The organism is Dactylosporangium roseum, assembly GCF_025264685.1.
Taxonomy (GTDB): Bacteria; Actinomycetota; Actinomycetes; order Mycobacteriales; family Micromonosporaceae; genus Dactylosporangium; species Dactylosporangium roseum.
The window spans coordinates 650,693-670,344 of record NZ_CP073721.1 but is presented as its reverse complement, the minus strand read 5'-3'; the positions used below and the strand labels follow the sequence as shown (position 1 = coordinate 670,344).

The following is a 19,652-nucleotide window of genomic DNA, read 5'->3' as shown; positions in this document are numbered from 1 at the left end:
CTGCAAGATCAACGCGCACCAAGCGGCGGGTGGTGGTGGAGGAGGAGGCGGCAGCGCTAGCCGAAGCGGCCGGTGATGTAGTCCTCGGTCTTCTTCACCGACGGGTTGGTGAAGATCTTCGCGGTGTCGTCGTATTCGATGAGCCGGCCCGGGTCACCCGCCTTGTCGATCGAGAAGAACCCGGTGCGGTCCGAGACACGGGCCGCCTGCTGCATGTTGTGCGTGACGATCACGATCGTGTACTGGTGCTTCAGCTCGGTGATCAGATCCTCGATCGCGAGCGTCGAGATCGGGTCGAGCGCCGAGCAGGGCTCGTCCATCAGCACGACCTGCGGCTCGACCGCGATGGTCCGGGCGATGCACAGGCGCTGCTGCTGGCCGCCGGACAGACCGGCGCCCGGGCGGCCCAGCCGGTCCTTGACCTCGTTCCACAGGTTGGCGCTGCGCAGCGACTTCTCGGCGACCTCTTCGAGCACCGACCTCTTCTTCACGCCGTTGAGCCGCAGGCCGGCGACGACGTTTTCGAAGATGGACATGGTCGGAAACGGGTTGGGCCGCTGGAAGACCATACCGATCATGCGACGCACGGCCGTGACGTCGACGTCGCGGTCGTAGACGTTCTGCCCGTCGATGAGGAGCCGGCCCTCGATCCGCGCCTTGGGCAGGACCTCGTGCATCCGGTTGATCGACCGCAGGAAGGTTGACTTGCCGCAACCGGACGGGCCGATCAGCGCGGTGACCGACTTGGGCTCGATCGTCATCGAGACGCCGTCGATCGCTTTGAACGAGCCGTAGTACGACGTGACGCCGTGGGCTTCGATCCGTTTGGCCATGGGGGCTCCAGTGTTATCGGGCGAGCTTGTCGCGGCGCGCGAGCAGCTTCGCCGCGATGGTCAGTACCAGGACGAGCACGACCAGGGTGAGCGCCGCCGTCCAGGCACGCCCGGGCGCGAACTCCGAGGCGACCCCGGCCTGCTGGAACACGAACAGGGACAGGGACGACTGGCCGCCGCTGAACACGTTGAAGTTGATCGAGGCGAGTCCACCGGCGACGAGCAGGACCGGTGCGGTCTCCCCCGCGGCACGGGCCACCGCGAGCATGACACCGGTGACGATGCCGGGGCCGGCGGTCGGCAACACGATGCTGGTGATGGTCTTCCACTTCGGCACGCCGAGGGCGTAGGCGCCCTCACGCAGCGCGCCGGGCACCAGCCGCAGCATCTCCTCGGTCGAGCGGACCACCGTCGGCAGCATGAGCACGCTGAGCGACAGGGCCGCCGCGAAACCCGAGTATTCGGGCCGGCCGTCGTTGAACAGCGGGGTGACCGTGAAGACCCAGAACGACAGGACGAACAGGCCGGAGACGATCGACGGGATGCCGGTCATGACGTCGACGAAGAACCGGATCGCGTTGGCCAGGAAACCGCGGCCGTATTCGACGATGTAGACCGCGCCCAGGATGCCGAGCGGCACCGTGATCAGGGTGGCGATGCCCGCCTGCTCCAGGGTGCCGACGATGGCGTGGTAGGCGCCGCCCTTCTCGTCGAACACGCCGATGTTGTTCATCGACGTGCGGAAGAAGTTGCCGTCCAACCGGGTGGCGCCCTTGCTGACCAGCGTCCAGACCACCGAGATCAGCGGCAGCAGCGCGAGGATGAACGCACCGTAGATCAGGATGGTGGCCGTCCGGTTACGGGCGGACCGGCCGCCCTCGACGACGGCCGCCACGATGCCCATGAAGATCACGAAGAGCGCCGCCGCGACGACGCCGGTGAGCACCGCCCCACCGGACGAGGTGAGGGAGATCAGCACGAACGCGACGGCGATCGCCGCCACGGCGACCACCCACGGCGACCACGACGGCAGCGACTTCACCCGCAACCGGTGCGCGTCCGAGACGGCCGGGCGAGCGGGGGCTTCGACGCTCATCATGCGCTCCCGACGAACTCACGGCGCCGGTACACGATGGCGCGCGCGGCCATGTTGACGACCAGTGTGATGGCGAACAGCGCCAGGCCGGAGGCGACGAGGGCGCCGCGGCCGAGGTCGTCGGCCTCGGCGAACCGGTTGGCGATGTTCGATGCGATCGTGACGCCGCCGGGGCCGAGCAGGTCGAAGTTGACGGCGAAGACGCTGCCGAGCGTCAGCGCCAGGGCGATGGTCTCACCCAGAGCGCGGCCGAGACCGAGCATGACCGAGGCGATGATGCCCGCCTTGCCGTAGGGCAGCACCGCGGTGCGGATCATCTCCCACTTCGTCGCGCCGAGGGCGAGCGCGGCCTCCTGGTGCTCCGGCGGGGTCTGCATGAAGACCTCACGGGACAGGGAGGTGACGATCGGCAGGATCATGATCGCGAGAACGATCGAGCCGAGCAGCACCGACTTGCCGTAGGGACCTTCGCTGCCGAAGATCGGCAGCCAGCCGAACGTGTCGTGCAGCCACTTCGAGAGGTTGGTGACCGGCTCGTAGAAGTAGTCGCGGCCCCAGAGGCCGAACACGACGCTCGGCACGGCGGCGAGCAGGTCGATGACGAAGCCCAGCGTGGTGGCCACCCGGCGGTGCGCGTAGTGCGACAGGCACAGCGCGATGCCCAGCGCGACCGGCACCGCGATGATCAGCGCCAGCGCGGCGGTGAGCATCGTGCCGAAGACCGTCGCGGCGATACCGAACTTCGGCTCGTCGCCGTCGGTGAACCAGGCCTTGTAGGTGAAGAAGTTGGCGGTGTCGTCCTGGATGGCCGGGATCGCCTTGACGACGAGGAAGACGGCGATGGCGGCGATGATGACGAGCACCATCGAGCCGGCCGCCGTCGCGGTGCCACGGAAGATGACGTCTCCGCCGAAGCGTCTACGCCGCGGAAGACCACCACCTCCGCCGGGCGAACCGGCGGAGGTGGCAGGCGTGGTCTGCTGGCTCAAGGAGAGTTCCTGTCAGGCCAGGTTCTTGATCGAGGTCTCGACCTTCGCGCGGACCGTCTCCGGCAGCGGGGCGTAGCCCAGCTTGTCGAGGGACTTCTGGCCTTCGGCGCTGGCGGTGTAGCCGAGGAAGCCCTTGACGAGCGCGAGCTTGTCGGCCGGAGTGCCCTTGCCGCAGACGATCTCGTAGGTCACCAGGATGATCGGGTAGGCGCCCGCTTCCTTGGTGGCGTAGTCGATCGACAGCTTCAGGTCGTCACCGGTGCCGGTGATCTTGGCACCCTGGACCGTCTTGCCGGCGGCCTCGCCGGTCAGCGCGGTGTACTCCCCGGCGCCGTTGTGGACCTTGGCGGTGCTGAGGCTGTTGGCCTTGGCGAACGACCACTCGACGTAGCCGATGGAGCCGGCGCTCTTCTTGAGGGCCGCGGCGACGCCGTCCGACTTCTGCTCCCCCTGGCCGCCCGGGGCCTTCCAGACCTTGTCCTTGCCGAAGGTCCAGGCACTGGCCGCGGTCTTGGTCAGGTAGTCGGTGAAGTTCTCGGTCGTGCCGGAGGAGTCGGCGCGGTGGACCGCCAGGATCGGCGTCGAGGGCAGGCTCGCGCCGGGGTTGTCCGCCTTGACGGCGGCGTCGTCCCAGGTCTTGATCGCGCCGGAAAAGACCTTCGCGAGCGTCTCGGGCTTGAGCCGCAGGTCCTTGACGTTGTCGAGGTTGTAGGCGATGGCGATCGGGCCGGTGACCATCGGCAGGTTCAGCGCCGGGTTGCCGCCGCAGCGAGCGGTGGCCTTGGTCGTCTCGTCACCGTCCTTGAGGGCGGAGTCGGAACCGGCGAAGTCCGCCGTGCCTCCCTGGAACGCGGTGATGCCGGCGCCGGAACCGTCGCCCTGGTAGTCGATCTTGGCACCGGAACAGGCCTGCTGGTATGCCTTGATCCACTCGTCCATGGCGTTCTTCTGGGCGGACGAACCCCGGGCAGAAAGCGATCCGCTCGCGCAAGTGATGCCGCTGCCGGCGGTGCCGGAGGCGCCACCACCGCCGGAGGCGTTAGGAGTCTCGTTGTTGTCCGAGCCGCACGCGGCGAGCGCGAGCGTCGCGGTAAGCGCGATGCCGGCGATGAGGCCGTGCCGCTTGAGGTTCACTGCGGTCCCTTCGTCGGGATGTATCCGTCTTCCGAACGCCTGGGAGGTCGGAAGGCCGACGCGGGTCGTCGACTGAAGGCGACGCTAAGAGCGGCAGGTAACCACCCCTCCGGGGGTGGGTGAACGGAGGGTGAACAGGTCCTTGGTCCTGGATGACGGCTGGTCGGAGGAGAGCTGGCCGTTGGGCAAACCGCCCGGCGGAGATGCCTGGTGCCCTTTTCGCACCGCCGAGGTCAGGCGCCGCGGAGCGCCCGCTGGAAGGAGACGTCGTTCGACCAGCGGACGAAACCCAAACGCTGGTAGAGCCGCACGGCCTGGGTGTTGCTCTCGTCGACGTACAGCATTACCTGGGCGAGGCCGCGGCCCCGCAGGTACCAGAGGCCGGCGAGGGTGAGCGCCCGGCCCAGTCCGCCGCCGTGCGCGCCGGGCGCCACGCCCAGCACGTAGACCTCACCGATCGGCTCATGGGCGTGCTGATCGCCGGCGCCGCCGCCGTGGACCTTCGTCCAGTGGAAGCCGAGCAGGCGCTCGTCCTCCGCGGACTCGGCGAGCAGGAAACCGTCGGCGTCGAACCACGGCTCCCGCAGCCGGACGTGCAGGTCGTCGAGCGTCCACTTGCCCTGCTCCGGGTGGTCGGCGAAGGCGGCGGCGTTGAGGTCGAGCCACGCCGCGTCGTCCGCGCCCGGCCGGAACGCGCGCAGGCGCACGCCCGGTGGCAGCGCAACCTCGTCCAGCGGCGCGAACAGCGAGCGGCGCAACTGCAGCAGGACGCGGGTCCGGTCGAAGCCGAGCCGGATGGCGAGCGCCGACGCGGACGGGTGGTCGCCGTGGGCCCAGAGTCGCAGGCGGCCGTCGGCGCGCTCGTCGGCGACCCGCATCGCCTCGGTCACCAGCGCACGGCCCAGCCCCTTGCGGCGGTGCAGCGGGTGCACGACCAACTCGGCGGAGGCGCCCTCGACGGCGTCGGTGGTGTCGATGTGCGCGTATCCGACCACGGTGCCGCCGTCCTCGGCGAGCAGGTGGACGGCCGGCGCCTCACCGCCATGGCGCAGGTGCAGCACCACGTGCTCGGAGAGGGGCAGTGCACCGTCGGTGTCGCCGGCGGCCCGCATCAATGCGAGCACCTGCTCGACCCGGTCGGCGGAGAGATGGTCGGAACGTCGCAGCACGCCTCAATGTAACCGGCGCCGGGCCGGTCAGACTCTTACGGGCTCCGACTCGTGCAGCGGGCGGGCCGGCGGGACCACGAACTTGTACCCCACCTGACGCACGGTGCCGATCATCGACTCGTACTCGGAGCCGAGCTTCGCGCGCAACCGCCGCACGTGGACGTCGACGGTGCGGGTGCCGCCGAAGTAGTCGTAACCCCACACCTCACGCAGGAGCTGGTCGCGGGTGAAGACCCGACCGGGGTGCTGCGCGAGGAACTTGAGCAGCTCGAACTCCTTGTAGGTCAGGTCGAGCGGGCGGCCCTTGAGCTTCGCGGCGTAGGTGTCGGGGTCGATCGACAGCTCGCCGGCCTTGATCATCCCGCCGCTCGCGGCGGCCGCGGAGTTGAGCCGGCCGACGGCCAGGCGGAGCCGGGCCTCGATCTCGGCGGGACCGGCGGTGGCCAGGATGACGTCGTCGAGGCCCCAGTCGGCGTGCAGGGCGACCAGGCCGGCCTCGGTGACCACGGCGAGCAGCGGGACGCCCAGGCCGGTGGCGTGCAGCATGCGACACGTGGCGCGGGCGTCGGCCAGCTCGGTGCGGGCATCGACCACGACAGCGTCGGGGCTCGGGCCGCTCACCAGGGTGCGGACATCTCGGGGGGCGGTGCGCACAGTGTGCGGCAGCAGGTCGAGTCCTGGCAGCACCACCCGGCCCGCGGGAGCCGCGGTCAGCAGCAGAATCTCCACGAGTCACCTCCGTCGCCGGGCGCGCCTCCGCACTCGGGCGCAATGGCGCCCATCGGCAAGGGCGGCGGCTCCAAGTTGTCCCGGCGGCTCTGACGGGCGTGTGGGAATATCCCGCACGAGAATATCGGAGTATTCGCGTTTTGCGACCTGCCCGACCGTTGTTCGAGACAGTTGGGTGAGCCACACCCCACCGTTTCCGTCAACATGATATGCGCTTCTGGGAGCGCTCTGGCCGACCGTTGCGCCCACTGTCGATTTCCGGTCATCCCGCACGGGCCCCGGAGCGCTCGTTCTGGCACCATCGGGGCGTGCCCGCTACCCCGCCGCCCGCCGAGGACCACGGAGCCTGGCCTCCGGCCACCGAGCCGGCGTCCCGTCGCCGTCGCTCCCGCGACCCGGAGAACGAGCACTCCGCCGAGCACTCCGCCGAGTCGCCGGTACCGCTGCCGCCCGTCCGCCGGCTGCTCTCCCTGGGCATCGCGGGCTTCGCCCTGCTGATGACCGTCGGCCTCGTGGTCGGCGCACAGACCACCCATGAGTCGTACGCCGTGGTGATCTTCGGTGTGCAGGCGCTCTTCGTCGGCGTGTGGACCATCGCGAGCCGGCCACCGGCGCCGCGGGTGGTCGGCGGCGTCGGACTCGCGGTGGCGATCGGCACCGACGTCGCCGCGGTGCTCACCCGGCCGGCGTCGCTGGCGCCGCTGGCCTACGTGACCGCGGCCGGGTTCATCGTCGGGGTGGTCGGTCAACTGACCCGCCCGGCCGGCCGGCAGCGGGTCACCGAGTCGCTCGGCTCGTCACTCGTGGTGACGCTCGGCGTCGTGTCCTTCGCGAGCCTGGTGGTGCTCGGCCGCATCCCGCACGGCACCCAGGCGATCGTGGCGTGCCTGGCGGCGGCCGGGATCGCCCTGTTCGTCGCCAGGTTCACCGACGCCATCGCGGCTCTGCCCCGCATCGCACCGCAGGTGCCCCGGGGCGGCGCCGGTGTGGTGCTCGGCGCGATGGTCGGCACGGCCGCCGCCGGCGCGATCGGCAACTACCTCGACGGGCTCAGCCCGCTGCCCAGCGCCCTGGCCGGCCTGGTCACCGCGATCGTGGCGGTGATGGTCGACCTGTCGGTCGGCTACGCCGAGGCGAGCCGCCGGGTGGACGGCGACGAGCCGGACCTCTGGCTGGCCCAGCACATCCAGGGTCCGATCGGCGCGTTCGCCTTCGCCGCACCGGCCGCATACGTCGCTAGCTGGCTACTGCTCTTATAGGTCGCAGTGCGGTTGCCAGGGTACGAAATCCTGGTGTCTGGGTACGTCGGCATGGCATACCTCATCCTCTTGACAGGCAGGCTGGAAGGAGCGTCGTGGCGACGACTCGAGGGGCCAAGATCGGCATCGTGCTGGTTGTCTTGGCGATCATCCTGTGCGGCGGGCTCGTCGTCGTCGACCGGGTCGCGGCGAGTGTCGCCGAGGACCGGATCACCGAGGAGACGCGCAACCAGCTAGCGGCCAACTCCGTGAAGTACGAGGGTGACCCCAGGGTCGACGTGACCGGATTCCCCTTCCTGACCCAGGTCGTCGCCGGGGAGTACAAGAAGATCACGATCTCCCTCACCCGGCCGCAGATCGACACCGTCAAGCTCGACGACCTGACGGTCGAGGCGCGGTCGGTGCAGGCCGACGCCCGCGACCTGATGAACGGAACCGGCGACGTCGTGGCCGGCGTCGTGGCGGGGACGGCCACGATGAGCTGGGAAAACGTGCGTCCGCTGCTGGAGCTCGCCGGGCTTCCGTCGCAGATCGACCCGTCGCAGGTCGACCTCAAGGTGGTCAACAACCGGATCGAGATGCGGATCCCGCTGTCCTACCAGGGCATCAGCGTGACCCTGGTCGCCCGGGGCAGCATGGTGGTCGAGACTGGCAAGGTCCGGCTCAAGCTCGAAGAGGTGACCTCCGAGCAGGGGAACCTGCCGAAGTACGTCAACGACTTCATCCGGGCCAACCAGAGCCGCCTACAGGTCAGCGTGCGGTTGCCGGGCCTGCCGTACAACCTGGTCGTCAACAACGTGCAGACGACCGACACCGGTCTGCTGATCAACGCGTCGGCCGAAAACGTCAAGCTCAGCGGACAGTGACCTGGCGGACCCTGGGCCGATACGCTCGGCGATGCTAGGCTCCCAGACCATGAGCATGCTGCTCACTCGGCGGCGCGCGGTCGACCTGTGCCGCGTGGCCACCTGCCTGTGTTGCCGCTCCTGATGGTGCGGACGCGCAGCGTGCTCTCATAACGGCTCGAGGCAGCGCCGCCCCAGATCGATGGGTTTGGGCCGTTCTTCGTCGGCTTCTCAGACCCGTCGCCGAAACCGTGATCCGTCCTCCTGGGTCGCGCGCGGCGCGGTGCACGTCCCGACCGTGTGTCGACTCGACCCACTCCACATCGTTCCCTGGGAGAGCAAACACCCATGAGTCGAGAGTCCGCCCTGGTCACGGCCGACTGGGCCGAGCAGAACATCAATGCCGACAACGTCGTCTTCGTCGAGGTGGACGAGGACACGACCGCCTACGACGGCGGGCACATCCCCGGCGCCGTCAAGATCAACTGGAAGACGGAGCTGCAGGACCAAGTCCGCCGGGACTTCGTCAACAAGGAGCAGTTCGAGGCTCTGCTGTCGAGCAAGGGCATCGGCAACGACGACACCGTCATCCTCTACGGCGGCAACAACAACTGGTTCGCGGCCTACGCGTACTGGTACTTCAAGCTGTACGGCCACGGCGACGTGAAGCTGCTCGACGGCGGCCGCAAGAAGTGGGAGCTCGACGCCCGCCCGCTGGACAAGGACGAGGTCAGCCGCCCCGCCACCACCTACGTCGCCGCCCACGACCAGGACCTGTCGATCCGCGCCTTCCGCGACGACACGATCAATGCCATCGGCGTGGCCAACCTGGTCGACGTCCGTTCTCCCGACGAATACGCGGGCCGTCTCCTCGCCCCCGCCCACCTGCCCCAGGAGCAGGCGCAGCGCCCGGGCCACATCCCGACCGCACTGTCCGTGCCGTGGAGCAAGTCGGCCAACGAGGACGGCACGTTCAAGTCCGACGACGAGTTGCGCGACCTGTACAAGGTCGCCGGCCTCGACGACAGCAAGCCGACCATCGCGTACTGCCGGATCGGTGAGCGTTCGTCCCACACCTGGTTCGTCCTCAAGGAGATCCTCGGCCACAACGACGTGCGCAACTACGACGGCTCCTGGACCGAGTACGGCTCGCTGGTCGGCGTGCCCGTGGCCCTGGGCGACGAGCCCGGCCAGGCCTGATCATCACCGGAGGTTTGTGATCATGAGTGTTGTTGACAGTTGCGGCGCGCCCTCGCAGAGCGCGCCGATCCCGGCCAGCGTGGACGTCGAGAAGGAAACGGTGATCACCGGCGTGGTGAGCGCCGGCGACGGACCCGTCGGCGGCGCGTACGTGCGCCTGCTCGACTCCACCGGCGAGTTCACCGCCGAGGTCGTGACCTCGGCGGCCGGGCAGTTCCGGTTCTTCGCCGCCCCCGGGACGTGGACGCTGCGCGCCCTGTCCCGGCAGGGCAACGGCGACGCCACCCTCGCCGCGGACCGCGGGATCAACGAGGTTGCCGTCTCCGTCGGCTGATTTCGCCTTTCCTGGAAACGTGACGCCGCTCGTCGGGCCCAACCCCGGCGGGCGGCGTCACGCTGTCCGGCTGCGAGGATGGAGCGGTGAAACGTCGTCACTGGATCGTCGCCGGTGTGGCCGCGTGGGCGCTCGTCGTGGGCGTGCTCGCCTACTACTCGTACCGCAACGACCATCCGACGTCCCGTGAGCAGACGACGATCGCGGATGCGCTGCCGACCATGGACACGGCGCTCGGGCGCGTCCACGCCGCGCTCGACCCGGCCACGACGGTGAGTGTCCTCGGCGGATACACCCGCACGGAGCGCAGTTGCCGCGTGACGTCGGCCCGCGAGGGCACCCGCTTCGAACGGGTGCTCATCGTCTACACGAAGAAGGACCAGGAGCCGGCGGTCCTGGATCGGGTCAAGTCGGCGCTTCCCGCGGGCTACGGGGCGAGCGTGACCCACACCGCGTCCTCCCACGTGCTGAACGCCGACGCGGGCGGTTTCGTGGCGATGCGGGGCGGGGTGACCGCGCCGGGGACGGTGCGGTTCACGGTCGACAGCGGCTGCCGGGTGCAGGACAAGGCGGTCACGGAGGCGATCCCGCCGTCGGAGAGCGCCAACCGGGCCCCTGTCCAGGCGGTGCTGGACACGCTGGGCCAGAGTGCCGAATCCTGGTCGACGCACAGGCTGACCTGCCAGTCCGGCGGCACCCTGTGGACGGTGGAGGCAACGGCACCGGGCGACGCCGCGAAGGCCCGGACGACGGTCCCGCCGGCCGCCGTGGTCCTCGACGACCCGAAGGTGTTCGCCTACCGTGCCGGCGCGGCGGGCGTTTCGATCCGCACGGGCGACGGCGAACTGGTGATCACGTCCACGGCCGGCTGCTGATCCCGCGGGTCTTGGCCGCCTGACGGCGCGGCGAGCCTCGCGCCGCCGGACCCGGCACGGCGCGTTCCGTGCCGGGCGACTCGATGATCATGGAAAAGATCTGGCCATCGGGGCAGCCGCATCTTTCCCATGATCATCGGGCTCGAGCGGCACGGCGGCGATTGCGGCGGAACACGGGCCGACCGGCACACCTCGGCGGAGCGGTCAGAACAGTGGGCGGACGACCAGATACGTGACCACCGCGATCAACGCCGCCGCCGGGAACGTCAGGACCCAGGCCACCACGATGTTGCCCGCGACGCTCCAGCGGACCGCCGACAGGCGCTTCGTCGCGCCGACGCCCATGATCGCCGACGTGATCGTGTGCGTGGTCGAGATCGGCAGGCCGAGCTGCGACGTGGTGAACAGGACGCCCGACGCCACCGTCTCGGCGGCGAAGCCCTGCGGCGGGTCGAGGTCGATGACCTTGCGGCCCAACGTGCGGATGATGCGCCAGCCGCCGGAGTAGGTGCCCAGCGCCAGCACCGTGGACGAGGCCAGGAAGACCCACTCCGGGATTTGCGTCGTGTTGTCCTGGTAGCCACCGGCGTGCAGGGCCAGCACCACGATGCCCATCGTCTTGGCGGCGTCCTGCATGCCGTGACCGACCGACATGGCGGCGGCCGAGATCGTCTGGGCGTAACGGAAGCCGCGGTTGAGCTTGCGCGGGTTGCCGCGGCGGAAGATCCACATGATGCCCAGCATCATGACGCCGCCGAGCAGGAAGCCGACCAGCGGCGAGGCGACCATCGGCACGATGACCTTCTCGAGGATGCCCGTCCAGAGCACCTCGCCGTCGTGGCCGAGCCAGATCGAGCCCAGGGTCGCGCCGACGAGACCGCCGAAGAGCGCGTGGGACGACGAGGACGGGATCCCGAAGTACCACGTGGTGAGGTTCCAGGCGATGGCCCCGACGACGCCGGCGAAGACGATGCCCAGGCTCGCCACGCCGGTCGGCAGGTCGACGATGCCGCTGCCGACCGTCTTGGCCACCTGGCCGCCGAGGTGGGCGCCGACGAAGTTACCGATCGCGGCCATCAGCAGGCCGGTGCGCGGGCTGAGGGCACGTGTCGAGACGGAGGTGGCGATCGCGTTGGCCGCGTCGTGGAAGCCGTTGGTGTAGTCGAAAGCAAGGGCCACCACGATGACGGCGAACACGGCCACGAATTGCGCGTCGATGGCTACGACTCCTTGACCACGATGGTCTCGACGGTGTTCGCCACGTGCTCGAACGCGTCGCAGGCCGCCTCCAACTCGTCGACGACCTCCTTCATCTTCAGTACGGTCAACGCGTCGTACTCACCGGAGAAGAGCCGGACGAGCGCCATGCGGTACGCACTGTCACCCTCGTTCTCCAGCCGGTTGCACTCGACCCAGTACTCCTCGAGGTCCTTCATGGTCTTCAGCCGGGGCATGGCGTCGGCGGTGAGCCGGGCCTGCTGGTCGAGGACCTTGACGATCTCGTGCAGCTCGCGGGGCAGCGACGGCAGCTTGGTGAGGCCGTAGAGGTACAGCAGGCTGCCGACGGCCTCCAGGTGGTCCATCACGTCGTCGAGCAGCGAGCCCAGCCGGTAGATGTCCTCCCGGTCGAAGGGCGTGATGAAGCTTGAGTTGATCTTCTTGTACAGCTCGTGCGTGATCGCGTCGCTGTCGTGCTCGACCTCGACGAGCCGCTCGCTCACGGACTGCACGTCGGTGCCTGGCAGGGCCAGTTCGGAGAGCAGGTCGGTGCCCTTGACGAGGTTCTGCGCCGCACGGCTGAAGAACTCGTAGAACGAATCGTCACTAGGACGCAGCCTCAACCGCACAGCTATGACCTCGATACCTCGGAAATGAAGCGCCGGACATCCCTCGGCAGGGAATCGTAGGGCAAGGCTTGATCGTCGCCGCACGGCCAGCCCTCGCCAGCAGGTAGTTCATTTGCCGTTCACCGCCCGTTCACCTTGGACTGGGCGCTCGCTCCGGCGTGTATCGAACCGGCATCGCCCGGTGCTTGTACTCGCGGCGGACCGGCCGGCGGAGGAACCTGCCGAGCGCCGCACGGTGCCGGCTGCCGATCAGGTCGACGCCGGCCGCCTGCAACTCCCGCCAGAAGGCCGTCCGCACCTGACGCGGCACCTCCGGAACATCGACGAACCGGACCCGCCTGCCACCCTCGTGTGCGGCCCTGACCAGGGAACGGACAATGTGGCGAGCCTCCGCCGGAAACTCCGGCCACTCTTCGAGCGGGTCGTAGCCGAGCCGCGCGGCGAGTGCCTCGCAGACCAGCGGCGCCACCGAGACCGGCAGCCCGCCGGGCTCCAGGTCGCTGAACCGGCCCTCCAGGAAGGCATGCCGCTCGTATGCGCCGAGCACGTCGGCCCGCGACCAGTGCGGGCCGGTGAGCACGACGGTGATCGCGCCCGGGACGACGCGGCCGCCGAGAAATGTGGTGAGGATCGCAGCGTGCGGGCGCAGGACACGGTCGACGGCCTCGTACGGCGAACCCTCTGCCGAGCGCACCAGCAGCAGAAACGGCTCGGCCCGGCGGGCGTGGACCCGGCCGAGCGGATTGGCCGCGACCCGGTTGGCCAGCGGCGCGATCACGGCCTGCTCGAACGTCGGCGGCTCCTGGCCGGGCGGCACCGCGCAGGTCAGCCGCAGGGCATCGCCGTGGAGCCGGACACCGACCTCCACCGCGGCGTAGCCGTGCCGGGCCGCGACGACAGCCGGGTCCACAGGCCCGTCCACGGCGACGTAGAGCCCTCGCGCGAGATAGGGGCGGCCCCTGCGGACCCGCGCCGCCGCGGCCGCGCCGAGACTGCCCAGTGCTGCCAGCCCGACGAGGCCGCCGGCGACCGTGGCCAGACCATTACTCATTCGCAAATCGTACTTAACACCCAAATCGCCCGATGGGCAATTGCTGGTTGAATTGAGCCGTGACGGATGCGTTCAGCGCGCATCGGGAGCACCTGCTCGGGGTGGCCCGCCGGATGCTGGGCAGCCGGGCCGACGCCGAGGACGTCGTGCAGGAGGCCTGCCGCCCGAAACGCTTGTCGTCTCCAGCCTCGCGATCAGCCCCGAGGGCCTGTTCACCGGCGTCTACAACCGGTTGAACCCGGCGAAGCCTCAGGGGCTAGGAGACAAGATCTAGCCATTGGTGGTACCGCGTGCCGAACGGTTCGACCCGCTCGGACACGGCACCGAACAGCCACTCGGCGCTGCCCTGCGCCGAGGCGACGACCTCGGGCGGATAGCCGTATCTGATCTGGTGGGCGGCGAACTCGTCCTCGTCGAGCAGTTCCACCGCGCCCGTCCGCCGGCGGCGCACGTCGAGGTCGAGGTCGATCGCGGTGACCTCCCCCTCGCCGAGCCAGTGCGGGACGGTGGTGATGTCGCAGTAGATCTCCGTGCGGTGCGGCGCCGCGTTGAAGCAGGCGGTCCACCAGGACTGCCGCGGGAAGAGCAGGACGTGCGGGCCCTCGACGGGGCCGGTGCGGACCGGTCCGCGATGGACGATCGTGCCGCTGTCCGCGCCGACCCAGATGCCGTGATCGTCTTCACCGAGCAGCCGGGTCTCGTAATTCCAGTGGAGCGAACCGTCGAACTTCCGGTACACGACGCGCACCTGGGTCATCCGCACATTCTGTCGTAGGTAGGGGGTAGCGTGCCTTGGCGTGACAGCCACCGTCCCGGCCCAGCGCGCCCGTCCCCATGTCTCCGATCTGCTCGCCGCAGCCGTCGGCGCGGTGCCGGGCGGTGCCGAGCGGCCCGGCCAGCAGAAGATGGCCGAGGCGATCACGACGGCGGTCGAGCGGGAGGAGCACCTGCTCGTCCAGGCCGGCACCGGCACCGGCAAGTCACTGGCCTACCTGGTGCCCTCGCTGCTGGTGGAGGGGCCGGTCGTGGTGTCGACCGCCACCCTGGCGCTGCAGTCCCAGCTCGTCGACCACGACCTGCCACGGCTCGCCGACGCGGTGGAGCGGATGCTCGGCCGCCGGCCGACGTTCGCCGTGCTCAAGGGGCGTCACCACTACGTCTGCCTGGCCCGGCTGGAGGGGACGTCGGCCGACGAGCCCGCCGACGCGCTGTTCGACGTCGGGGAGAGCAGGCCGACCCGCTGGCTCGGCGAGGCGGGGCGGCTCGGCAAGCAGGTCGAGCGGCTGCGCGACTGGGCGATGGAGAGCGAGACCGGCGACCGGGACGAGCTCGACCCGGGTGTCGACGACTCCGCTTGGAAGCTTGTGTCGATGCCGGCGCGGGAGTGTGTCGGGGCGCAGCGCTGCCCGTATGGCGCGGAGTGTTTCGCCGAGGCGAGCCGCGCCCGGGCCCGCGAGGCCGACATCGTCGTGACCAACCACAGCCTGCTGGCCGTCGACATGTTGACCGGCCGCCAGATCATCCCGCCGCACCGGTTGCTCGTCGTCGACGAGGCCCATGAGCTGGCCGACCGGGTCAGCTCCGCCTCGCAGGCCGAGCTGACCCCGGAGCTGCTGGAGCGGGCCGCGCGCCGCTGCCGGCCCTATGTCGACGACGAGGTGGCCGACCGGCTCATGGAGGCCGGCGACACGCTCACCGTCGCCCTGGCCGACGCGCCGGCCGGGCGGCTCACCGGGGCACTGCCGACGGTGCTGGGCGAGGCGCTGACCCTGCTCGACGCCGGCGGCCGCAAGGCCCTCGACGGGGTCGGTGAGGTGAAGTCCGACGACCACGACCCGGTGCGCAAGCAGCAGGCCAAGGCCATGGTCAGCGACCTGACCAAGATCGCACAGCGGATGATCGCCAATGCTGAGCACGACGTCATCTGGATCGAGCGCGACGACCGTGGCCGCCGGGCCGTCGTGATCGCTCCCCTGTCGGTCGCCGGCACGCTCAACATCCACCTGTTCCACGAGCGCACGGTGGTCGCGACGTCGGCGACCCTGGCACTGGGCGGGCAGTTCGACACGGTGGCGCGCTCGCTCGGGCTGCCGGTCGTCGTCGAGAAGCCGGCCGCCGCCGGCACGCCGGCCGAGGCGGCCCGGGAGGCGGTCATCCGGGCCGACGCCGCCCGTGACACCGCCGACCTGGCGTGGAGCTCGCTCGACGTCGGATCCCCGTTCGACTATGCCAAGCAGGGCATCCTCTACGTCGCGGCGCACCTGCCGCGGCCGCAGACCTCGGGCCTGTCGGAGCCGGCGGCCAACGAGATGGTCGAGCTGGTCCAGGCTCTCGGCGGGCGGGCGCTGGGCCTGTTCTCGTCGCGGAAGGCCGCCGAGCGGGCGGCCGAGGTGCTGCGGGCGCGGACGCCCGGTATCACGATCCTGCTGCAGGGCGAGGAGGCGCTGCCGATCCTGGTGCGCAGGTTCCGCGAGGACCGCAATAGCTGCCTGCTCGGCGTCATGTCGCTGTGGCAGGGCGTCGACGTGCCCGGCGACGCGTGCCAACTGGTGATCATCGACCGCCTGCCGTTCCCGCGCCCCGACGAGCCGCTGGCCGCTGCCCGGTCGGCGGCGGTCGACTCGGCAGGCGGCTCGGGCTTCGCCGCGGTCAGCGTGCCGATCGCGGCGGTGCGGCTGGCTCAGGGCGTCGGGCGGCTGATCCGCTCCCGCACCGACAAGGGCGTGGTCGCGGTGCTCGACTCACGGTTGGAGACCGCCCGCGGCTACGGGGCCTACCTGCGCGCGTCACTCCCCCCGTTCTGGTATACGACAAAGCCCGAACCCGTCCGAGGCGCACTGCGCCGGCTGTCGGCGTCGTAGCGCCGCAGCCCGGCCTCAGCTCTGCGACAGGCGCTAGTCCGAGGAGACGACCACGGCGTCGGGCGGGGGCTCGTGACGGTGGCTGACCAGGTGGCGGATGCCCGTGTTGAGCACCGCCACCAGCGGCACCGCGACCAGGGCGCCGATGATGCCGGCCAGCACCACGCCCGCTGAGATCGCCACGATCACGGCCAGTGGGTGCACCGACACCGCGCGGCCCATGATGAGCGGCTGGAGGACGTGGCCCTCGAGCTGCTGCACCGCGATCACGCCGATGAGCACGACCAGCGCGGCGATCGGGCCCTCGTCGACCAGCGCGACGAGGACGGCGACCGCGCCGGAGACCGTGGCGCCCACGATCGGGACGAAGGCGCCGAGGAACACCAGGGTCGCCAGCGGAAACCAGAAGTCGACATTGATGATCACCAGCAGCAGGCCGATGCCGAGCGCGTCGATGAACGCGACCAGGACCGTCGCCCGGACGTAGGCCACCAGCGTGAGCCACGCCGCCTCGCCCGCCCGGCGGATCGGGTCACGGGCCGGGGTGGGCAGCACGCCGGTGAGGAAGTACCAGATCCGCTTGCCGTCGCGCATGAAGAAGAACGTCACGAACAGGACCAGGAACAGCAGCGCGAGGAACTCGATGGTCGCCGTGGCCGTGGAGACGGCGCTGTCGGTGAGGCTGCCGCGGTTCTCGCCGAGCCAGGTGGTCGCCGCGTCGAACGTCGCGTCGAGCTGGCGGCCGCTGAGGTGCAGCGGGCCGGTCGTGAGCCAGTCCTGGATCTGCTGCACGCCGTCCGCCGCCTTGTCGGACAGGGCCGGGAAGCCGGCGACGAACTCGCTGACCACCAGCGTCAGCACCCCGGCGACCGCGGCCAGGCCGGTGATGAGCACCAGAAACGCGGCCAGGGACGGTGGCAGTTTCATCCGGCGGCGCAGGACGCCCATCATCGGCGCCAGCAGCGCCGAGAGCAGCAGCGCGATGCTCAGCGGGATGAGGACAGTCTTGAGCCGGCCGACCAGCCACAGCAGCACGGCCACGGCGGCGACCAGCACCAGCAGCCGCCACGACCAGGCGGCGGCGATCCGCAGGCCGTGCGGGACCTCCGCGTCGTCGCGGCTCATCGTCGACGGGTGGCCGGGCGCGAGCTCCGGCTCGGGCTCCCCCAGCACCAGCACCCCGTCAAGGGCCTCCGCGGCGTCGGCGGCCGCCCGCTCAGCACGGGCGTTCTCGAGCCGCTGCAGGTAGGCGCGGCGCAGGTTGGCGCGCACCTGATCGAACCGGCCCACGAAAAATCCTCCTCGACGACGCCCGGCGATCTGAACGGACTCCTCACCGTAGACCGGGTCGAGCGGCAATGGCACGCATCAAGGCGGTAGCGTCGCAAGCGTGACAGCCCAGCCCGCCACCACTCCGCCGAGCGACGACATCGACGGCGGCCTGCCGATCCGCCTCTTGCACGACCGGGTGCTCGTCCGGCTCGAGGGCAGGGAGGGGGAACGCCGGCACGCGTCCGGCATCGTGATTCCGGCGACGGCGTCGGTCGGGCGACGCCTGTCGTGGGCGACGGCTGTCGGCGTCGGGCCGAACGTGCGGTCGATCGTCGCCGGTGACCGGGTCCTCTTCGACCCGGAGGACCGTTCCGAGGTGGAGCTGCAGGGCCGCGACTATGTGCTGCTCCGCGAGCGTGACGTGCACGCCGTCGCGGCCCGCCGGGTCGAGCCGGACTCGACCGGCCTCTACCTGTAGGGATACGGGTTGGCGGCGTAGACCGGCACAGGCTGTGGCGGACCGAGGACGACGGGCACCGGTACAACCGGGGTCGGCGGGGCGTCCAGCACCCGCACCATGCCGTCGGGGAAGGTGATGTGGTACCGCTGGCCGTCCCACACGGCACGCGGTGCCTGCGGATCCCGGCCGACGAACACCTGGCGGTAGGCCGCCAGCGCGGTGAGCAACTGGCGTTCCTCCGCGAGGGTCTCCAGCCGGCGCGTCGGCTCACCGTCGAGGCCGCGCCGCATCCCGTCGCGTAGCAGCGCCAGGCGGGTCGCGTCGAACTGGAACGCTTTCATCGCCTTGGCGCCCGCGTCGCCGGCGACTCGCTTGGCCCAGCGCCGCGCGGACAGCCGGCGGCCGAGGGTGGCGAGCGCGGCGACCTCGGGCGGGGAGAACCAGCCGGCGCGCGCGTACTCGGTGAGGACCCGCTCGGTGAGCCTGCCCTCGTTGGAGCGCAGCCACAGCGCGAACCCGACCATGGCCAGGAAGATCGGCATCATGACGGCGAAGTAGCCGTAGAGCAGCACCCAGGCGCTGGCCGTGGCGGTGACCGACATGAGGTTCCACGCGCCGTGAAGCATCATGGCGGCAAGCATCCCGGCGATCGGCGCGAGGAAGCGGACCGACCGGGCCGACGTCCGCGAGGCGACGCCGAGCCCGATGCCGGTCATCGACGTGAACAGCGGGTGCGCGAACCCGGTCATCAGGATCCGCACGACGAAGATGACGATCAGCGCGACGGCGCCCTGCGCCGGCCCGGACTCGTTCGCCGTGTCGCCGTAGCCCTTGAAGCCCAGGTACAGGATGTTCTCGACCATCGCGAAGCCGGTCGCCGACAGTCCACAGTAGACAATGCCGTCGATGAGGCCGGAGTACGCCCGGGGACGCCGCCAGAGCAGCAGGATCGGGCCGAGTGCCTTCATGCTCTCTTCGATGAGCGGCGCGAGCAGTACGGCCACCAGCGAGTCGGACAGCCCGGCGCGCTCGGCCAGCACGCTGCCGGTGGTGTTGACGACCAGCGCGACGCCGGTCGCCACGCATGCGCCCCAGCCGAAGACGAAGACCAGATACTTGACGGGCTCCGGCTCATAGCGATCCAGCCAGAGGAAGCAGAAGACCAGTAGCGGGACCGGGATGACGGCGGATCCGACGCCGACGACGAGGGCGGTCCAGCCGCCCCTGAAGCCGAAGAACGCGAGGACGGCCACCCCGCAGGCGGCGATGAACCCCATGACCCCGATGAGCGTGAGCAGCCGCCGCCGGTCGGAGCGCTTCGCGGGCGGCGCCGCGGCCAGCGCGAGGGCGGCGGTGGGATACTCCCGCTCGGAGGTGGCGGGCTCGACCGCCTCGGTGACGTTGGGAACGGCGACGGAGGAGGCGTCCGCCGCGGGTGTCCAGCTCCCGGGCGCACCCGGCACGGCCGGCAGGACGGCCGGCCACGGCGCCGGGACCGACGAGCGGACGAGTTGCGCCGCGACCGGACCGGATGCGCCGCCGGTGACATCAGGCGGACCGGACGCGGCGGGCGCACCGGGCACGTCATCGGACCCGGGACCGGACGCGGAGCCGGACCCCGGGCCGGACGCACCGGGCACCGGGCCTGCGGAACCGGACAGCGGCGCGGCCGGGCCGGACGTGGGATCCGCCGGGCCG

At 70.4% G+C, this 19,652-nt stretch carries 21 protein-coding genes; 9 read left to right on the top strand and 12 right to left on the bottom strand.

What is annotated here, in order from left to right:
- Positions 1-56 precede the first annotated feature (56 nt).
- The 6 genes from pstB to Drose_RS02965 form a co-directional block, all read right to left on the bottom strand.
- On the bottom strand, positions 57-833 hold the full coding sequence (gene pstB, locus Drose_RS02990) for a phosphate ABC transporter ATP-binding protein PstB (protein ID WP_260726629.1): 777 nt from the start codon (positions 831-833) through the stop codon (positions 57-59).
- A gap of 13 nt (positions 834-846) precedes the next feature.
- Positions 847-1,929: a phosphate ABC transporter permease PstA gene (pstA, locus tag Drose_RS02985; RefSeq protein ID WP_260726628.1), complete on the bottom strand. Its 1,083-nt coding sequence runs from the start codon at positions 1,927-1,929 to the stop codon at positions 847-849.
- Positions 1,929-2,918 carry a phosphate ABC transporter permease subunit PstC gene (pstC, locus tag Drose_RS02980; RefSeq protein WP_260726627.1) on the bottom strand — a complete coding sequence of 330 codons (990 nt, stop codon included), beginning with the start codon at positions 2,916-2,918 and terminating at the stop codon, positions 1,929-1,931. The genes pstA and pstC overlap by 1 nt, the downstream gene beginning before the upstream one ends.
- Positions 2,919-2,930: 12 nt before the next feature.
- Complete coding sequence (gene pstS, locus Drose_RS02975) at positions 2,931-4,052, bottom strand: phosphate ABC transporter substrate-binding protein PstS (RefSeq protein ID WP_260726626.1); 1,122 nt, start codon at positions 4,050-4,052, stop codon at positions 2,931-2,933.
- Positions 4,053-4,285: 233 nt separating this feature from the next.
- On the bottom strand, positions 4,286-5,221 hold the full coding sequence (gene mshD, locus Drose_RS02970) for a mycothiol synthase (RefSeq protein ID WP_260726625.1): 936 nt from the start codon (positions 5,219-5,221) through the stop codon (positions 4,286-4,288).
- A 27-nt stretch (positions 5,222-5,248) separates the two neighbouring features.
- Entirely contained in the window at positions 5,249-5,950 is a 702-nt protein-coding gene (locus tag Drose_RS02965; RefSeq protein WP_260726624.1) for a winged helix-turn-helix transcriptional regulator, read from the bottom strand.
- Between the two features lie 308 nt (positions 5,951-6,258).
- Here Drose_RS02965 and Drose_RS02960 point away from each other — a divergent pair, with 308 nt between their 5' ends.
- From Drose_RS02960 to Drose_RS02940, 6 genes are all read left to right on the top strand, one after another.
- A complete protein-coding gene (locus Drose_RS02960; RefSeq protein WP_260726623.1) occupies positions 6,259-7,209 on the top strand; it encodes a hypothetical protein in 951 nt (316 codons plus the stop codon).
- A 128-nt stretch (positions 7,210-7,337) separates the two neighbouring features.
- The gene (locus Drose_RS02955) at positions 7,338-8,075 is read left to right on the top strand and encodes an LmeA family phospholipid-binding protein (protein ID WP_260726622.1); all 738 of its coding nucleotides are present in this window, start codon (positions 7,338-7,340) and stop codon (positions 8,073-8,075) included.
- A 31-nt stretch (positions 8,076-8,106) separates the two neighbouring features.
- Positions 8,107-8,199, top strand: a complete 93-nt coding sequence (locus tag Drose_RS38705) for an Ms5788A family Cys-rich leader peptide (RefSeq protein ID WP_313899993.1) — start codon at positions 8,107-8,109, stop codon at positions 8,197-8,199.
- Positions 8,200-8,402: 203 nt separating this feature from the next.
- Positions 8,403-9,254, top strand: a complete 852-nt coding sequence (locus Drose_RS02950; RefSeq protein ID WP_260726621.1) for a sulfurtransferase — start codon at positions 8,403-8,405, stop codon at positions 9,252-9,254.
- Positions 9,255-9,276: 22 nt separating this feature from the next.
- Entirely contained in the window at positions 9,277-9,588 is a 312-nt protein-coding gene (locus Drose_RS02945; RefSeq protein ID WP_260726620.1) for a DUF1416 domain-containing protein, read from the top strand.
- Positions 9,589-9,674: 86 nt separating this feature from the next.
- The gene (locus Drose_RS02940; RefSeq protein WP_260726619.1) at positions 9,675-10,463 is read left to right on the top strand and encodes a hypothetical protein; all 789 of its coding nucleotides are present in this window, start codon (positions 9,675-9,677) and stop codon (positions 10,461-10,463) included.
- A 204-nt stretch (positions 10,464-10,667) separates the two neighbouring features.
- Here Drose_RS02940 and Drose_RS02935 read toward each other — a convergent pair whose 3' ends face one another.
- From Drose_RS02935 to Drose_RS02925, 3 genes are all read right to left on the bottom strand, one after another.
- Entirely contained in the window at positions 10,668-11,681 is a 1,014-nt protein-coding gene (locus tag Drose_RS02935; RefSeq protein ID WP_260729592.1) for an inorganic phosphate transporter, read from the bottom strand.
- Positions 11,682-11,683: 2 nt separating this feature from the next.
- Positions 11,684-12,310 (bottom strand): DUF47 domain-containing protein, encoded by a 627-nt coding sequence (locus tag Drose_RS02930; RefSeq protein WP_260726618.1) that lies wholly within the window; start codon positions 12,308-12,310, stop codon positions 11,684-11,686.
- A 130-nt stretch (positions 12,311-12,440) separates the two neighbouring features.
- On the bottom strand, positions 12,441-13,361 hold the full coding sequence (locus Drose_RS02925) for a PI-PLC domain-containing protein (protein ID WP_260726617.1): 921 nt from the start codon (positions 13,359-13,361) through the stop codon (positions 12,441-12,443).
- Positions 13,362-13,474: 113 nt separating this feature from the next.
- Between Drose_RS02925 and Drose_RS38700 the strand changes: the two genes are divergently transcribed.
- Entirely contained in the window at positions 13,475-13,597 is a 123-nt protein-coding gene (locus Drose_RS38700; protein ID WP_313900037.1) for a hypothetical protein, read from the top strand.
- Between the two features lie 20 nt (positions 13,598-13,617).
- Here the strand turns inward: Drose_RS38700 and Drose_RS02915 are convergent, their stop codons facing one another.
- On the bottom strand, positions 13,618-14,118 hold the full coding sequence (locus Drose_RS02915) for a DUF402 domain-containing protein (RefSeq protein ID WP_260726616.1): 501 nt from the start codon (positions 14,116-14,118) through the stop codon (positions 13,618-13,620).
- 40 nt (positions 14,119-14,158) lie between these two features.
- On the opposite strand from Drose_RS02915, the gene Drose_RS02910 reads away from it, so the two are divergent.
- Entirely contained in the window at positions 14,159-16,222 is a 2,064-nt protein-coding gene (locus Drose_RS02910) for an ATP-dependent DNA helicase (RefSeq protein ID WP_390891314.1), read from the top strand.
- A gap of 33 nt (positions 16,223-16,255) precedes the next feature.
- Here Drose_RS02910 and Drose_RS02905 read toward each other — a convergent pair whose 3' ends face one another.
- Entirely contained in the window at positions 16,256-17,512 is a 1,257-nt protein-coding gene (locus Drose_RS02905) for an AI-2E family transporter (protein WP_260726615.1), read from the bottom strand.
- 100 nt (positions 17,513-17,612) lie between these two features.
- Between Drose_RS02905 and Drose_RS02900 the strand changes: the two genes are divergently transcribed.
- The gene (locus Drose_RS02900; RefSeq protein WP_260726614.1) at positions 17,613-17,972 is read left to right on the top strand and encodes a GroES family chaperonin; all 360 of its coding nucleotides are present in this window, start codon (positions 17,613-17,615) and stop codon (positions 17,970-17,972) included.
- On the opposite strand, the gene Drose_RS02895 is transcribed toward Drose_RS02900, so the two are convergent.
- Positions 17,963-19,537 carry a PrsW family intramembrane metalloprotease gene (locus tag Drose_RS02895; RefSeq protein ID WP_313899992.1) on the bottom strand — a complete coding sequence of 525 codons (1,575 nt, stop codon included), beginning with the start codon at positions 19,535-19,537 and terminating at the stop codon, positions 17,963-17,965. The two genes, Drose_RS02900 and Drose_RS02895, sit on opposite strands and share 10 nt — an antisense overlap.
- Between the last annotated feature and the right edge of the window lie 115 nt (positions 19,538-19,652).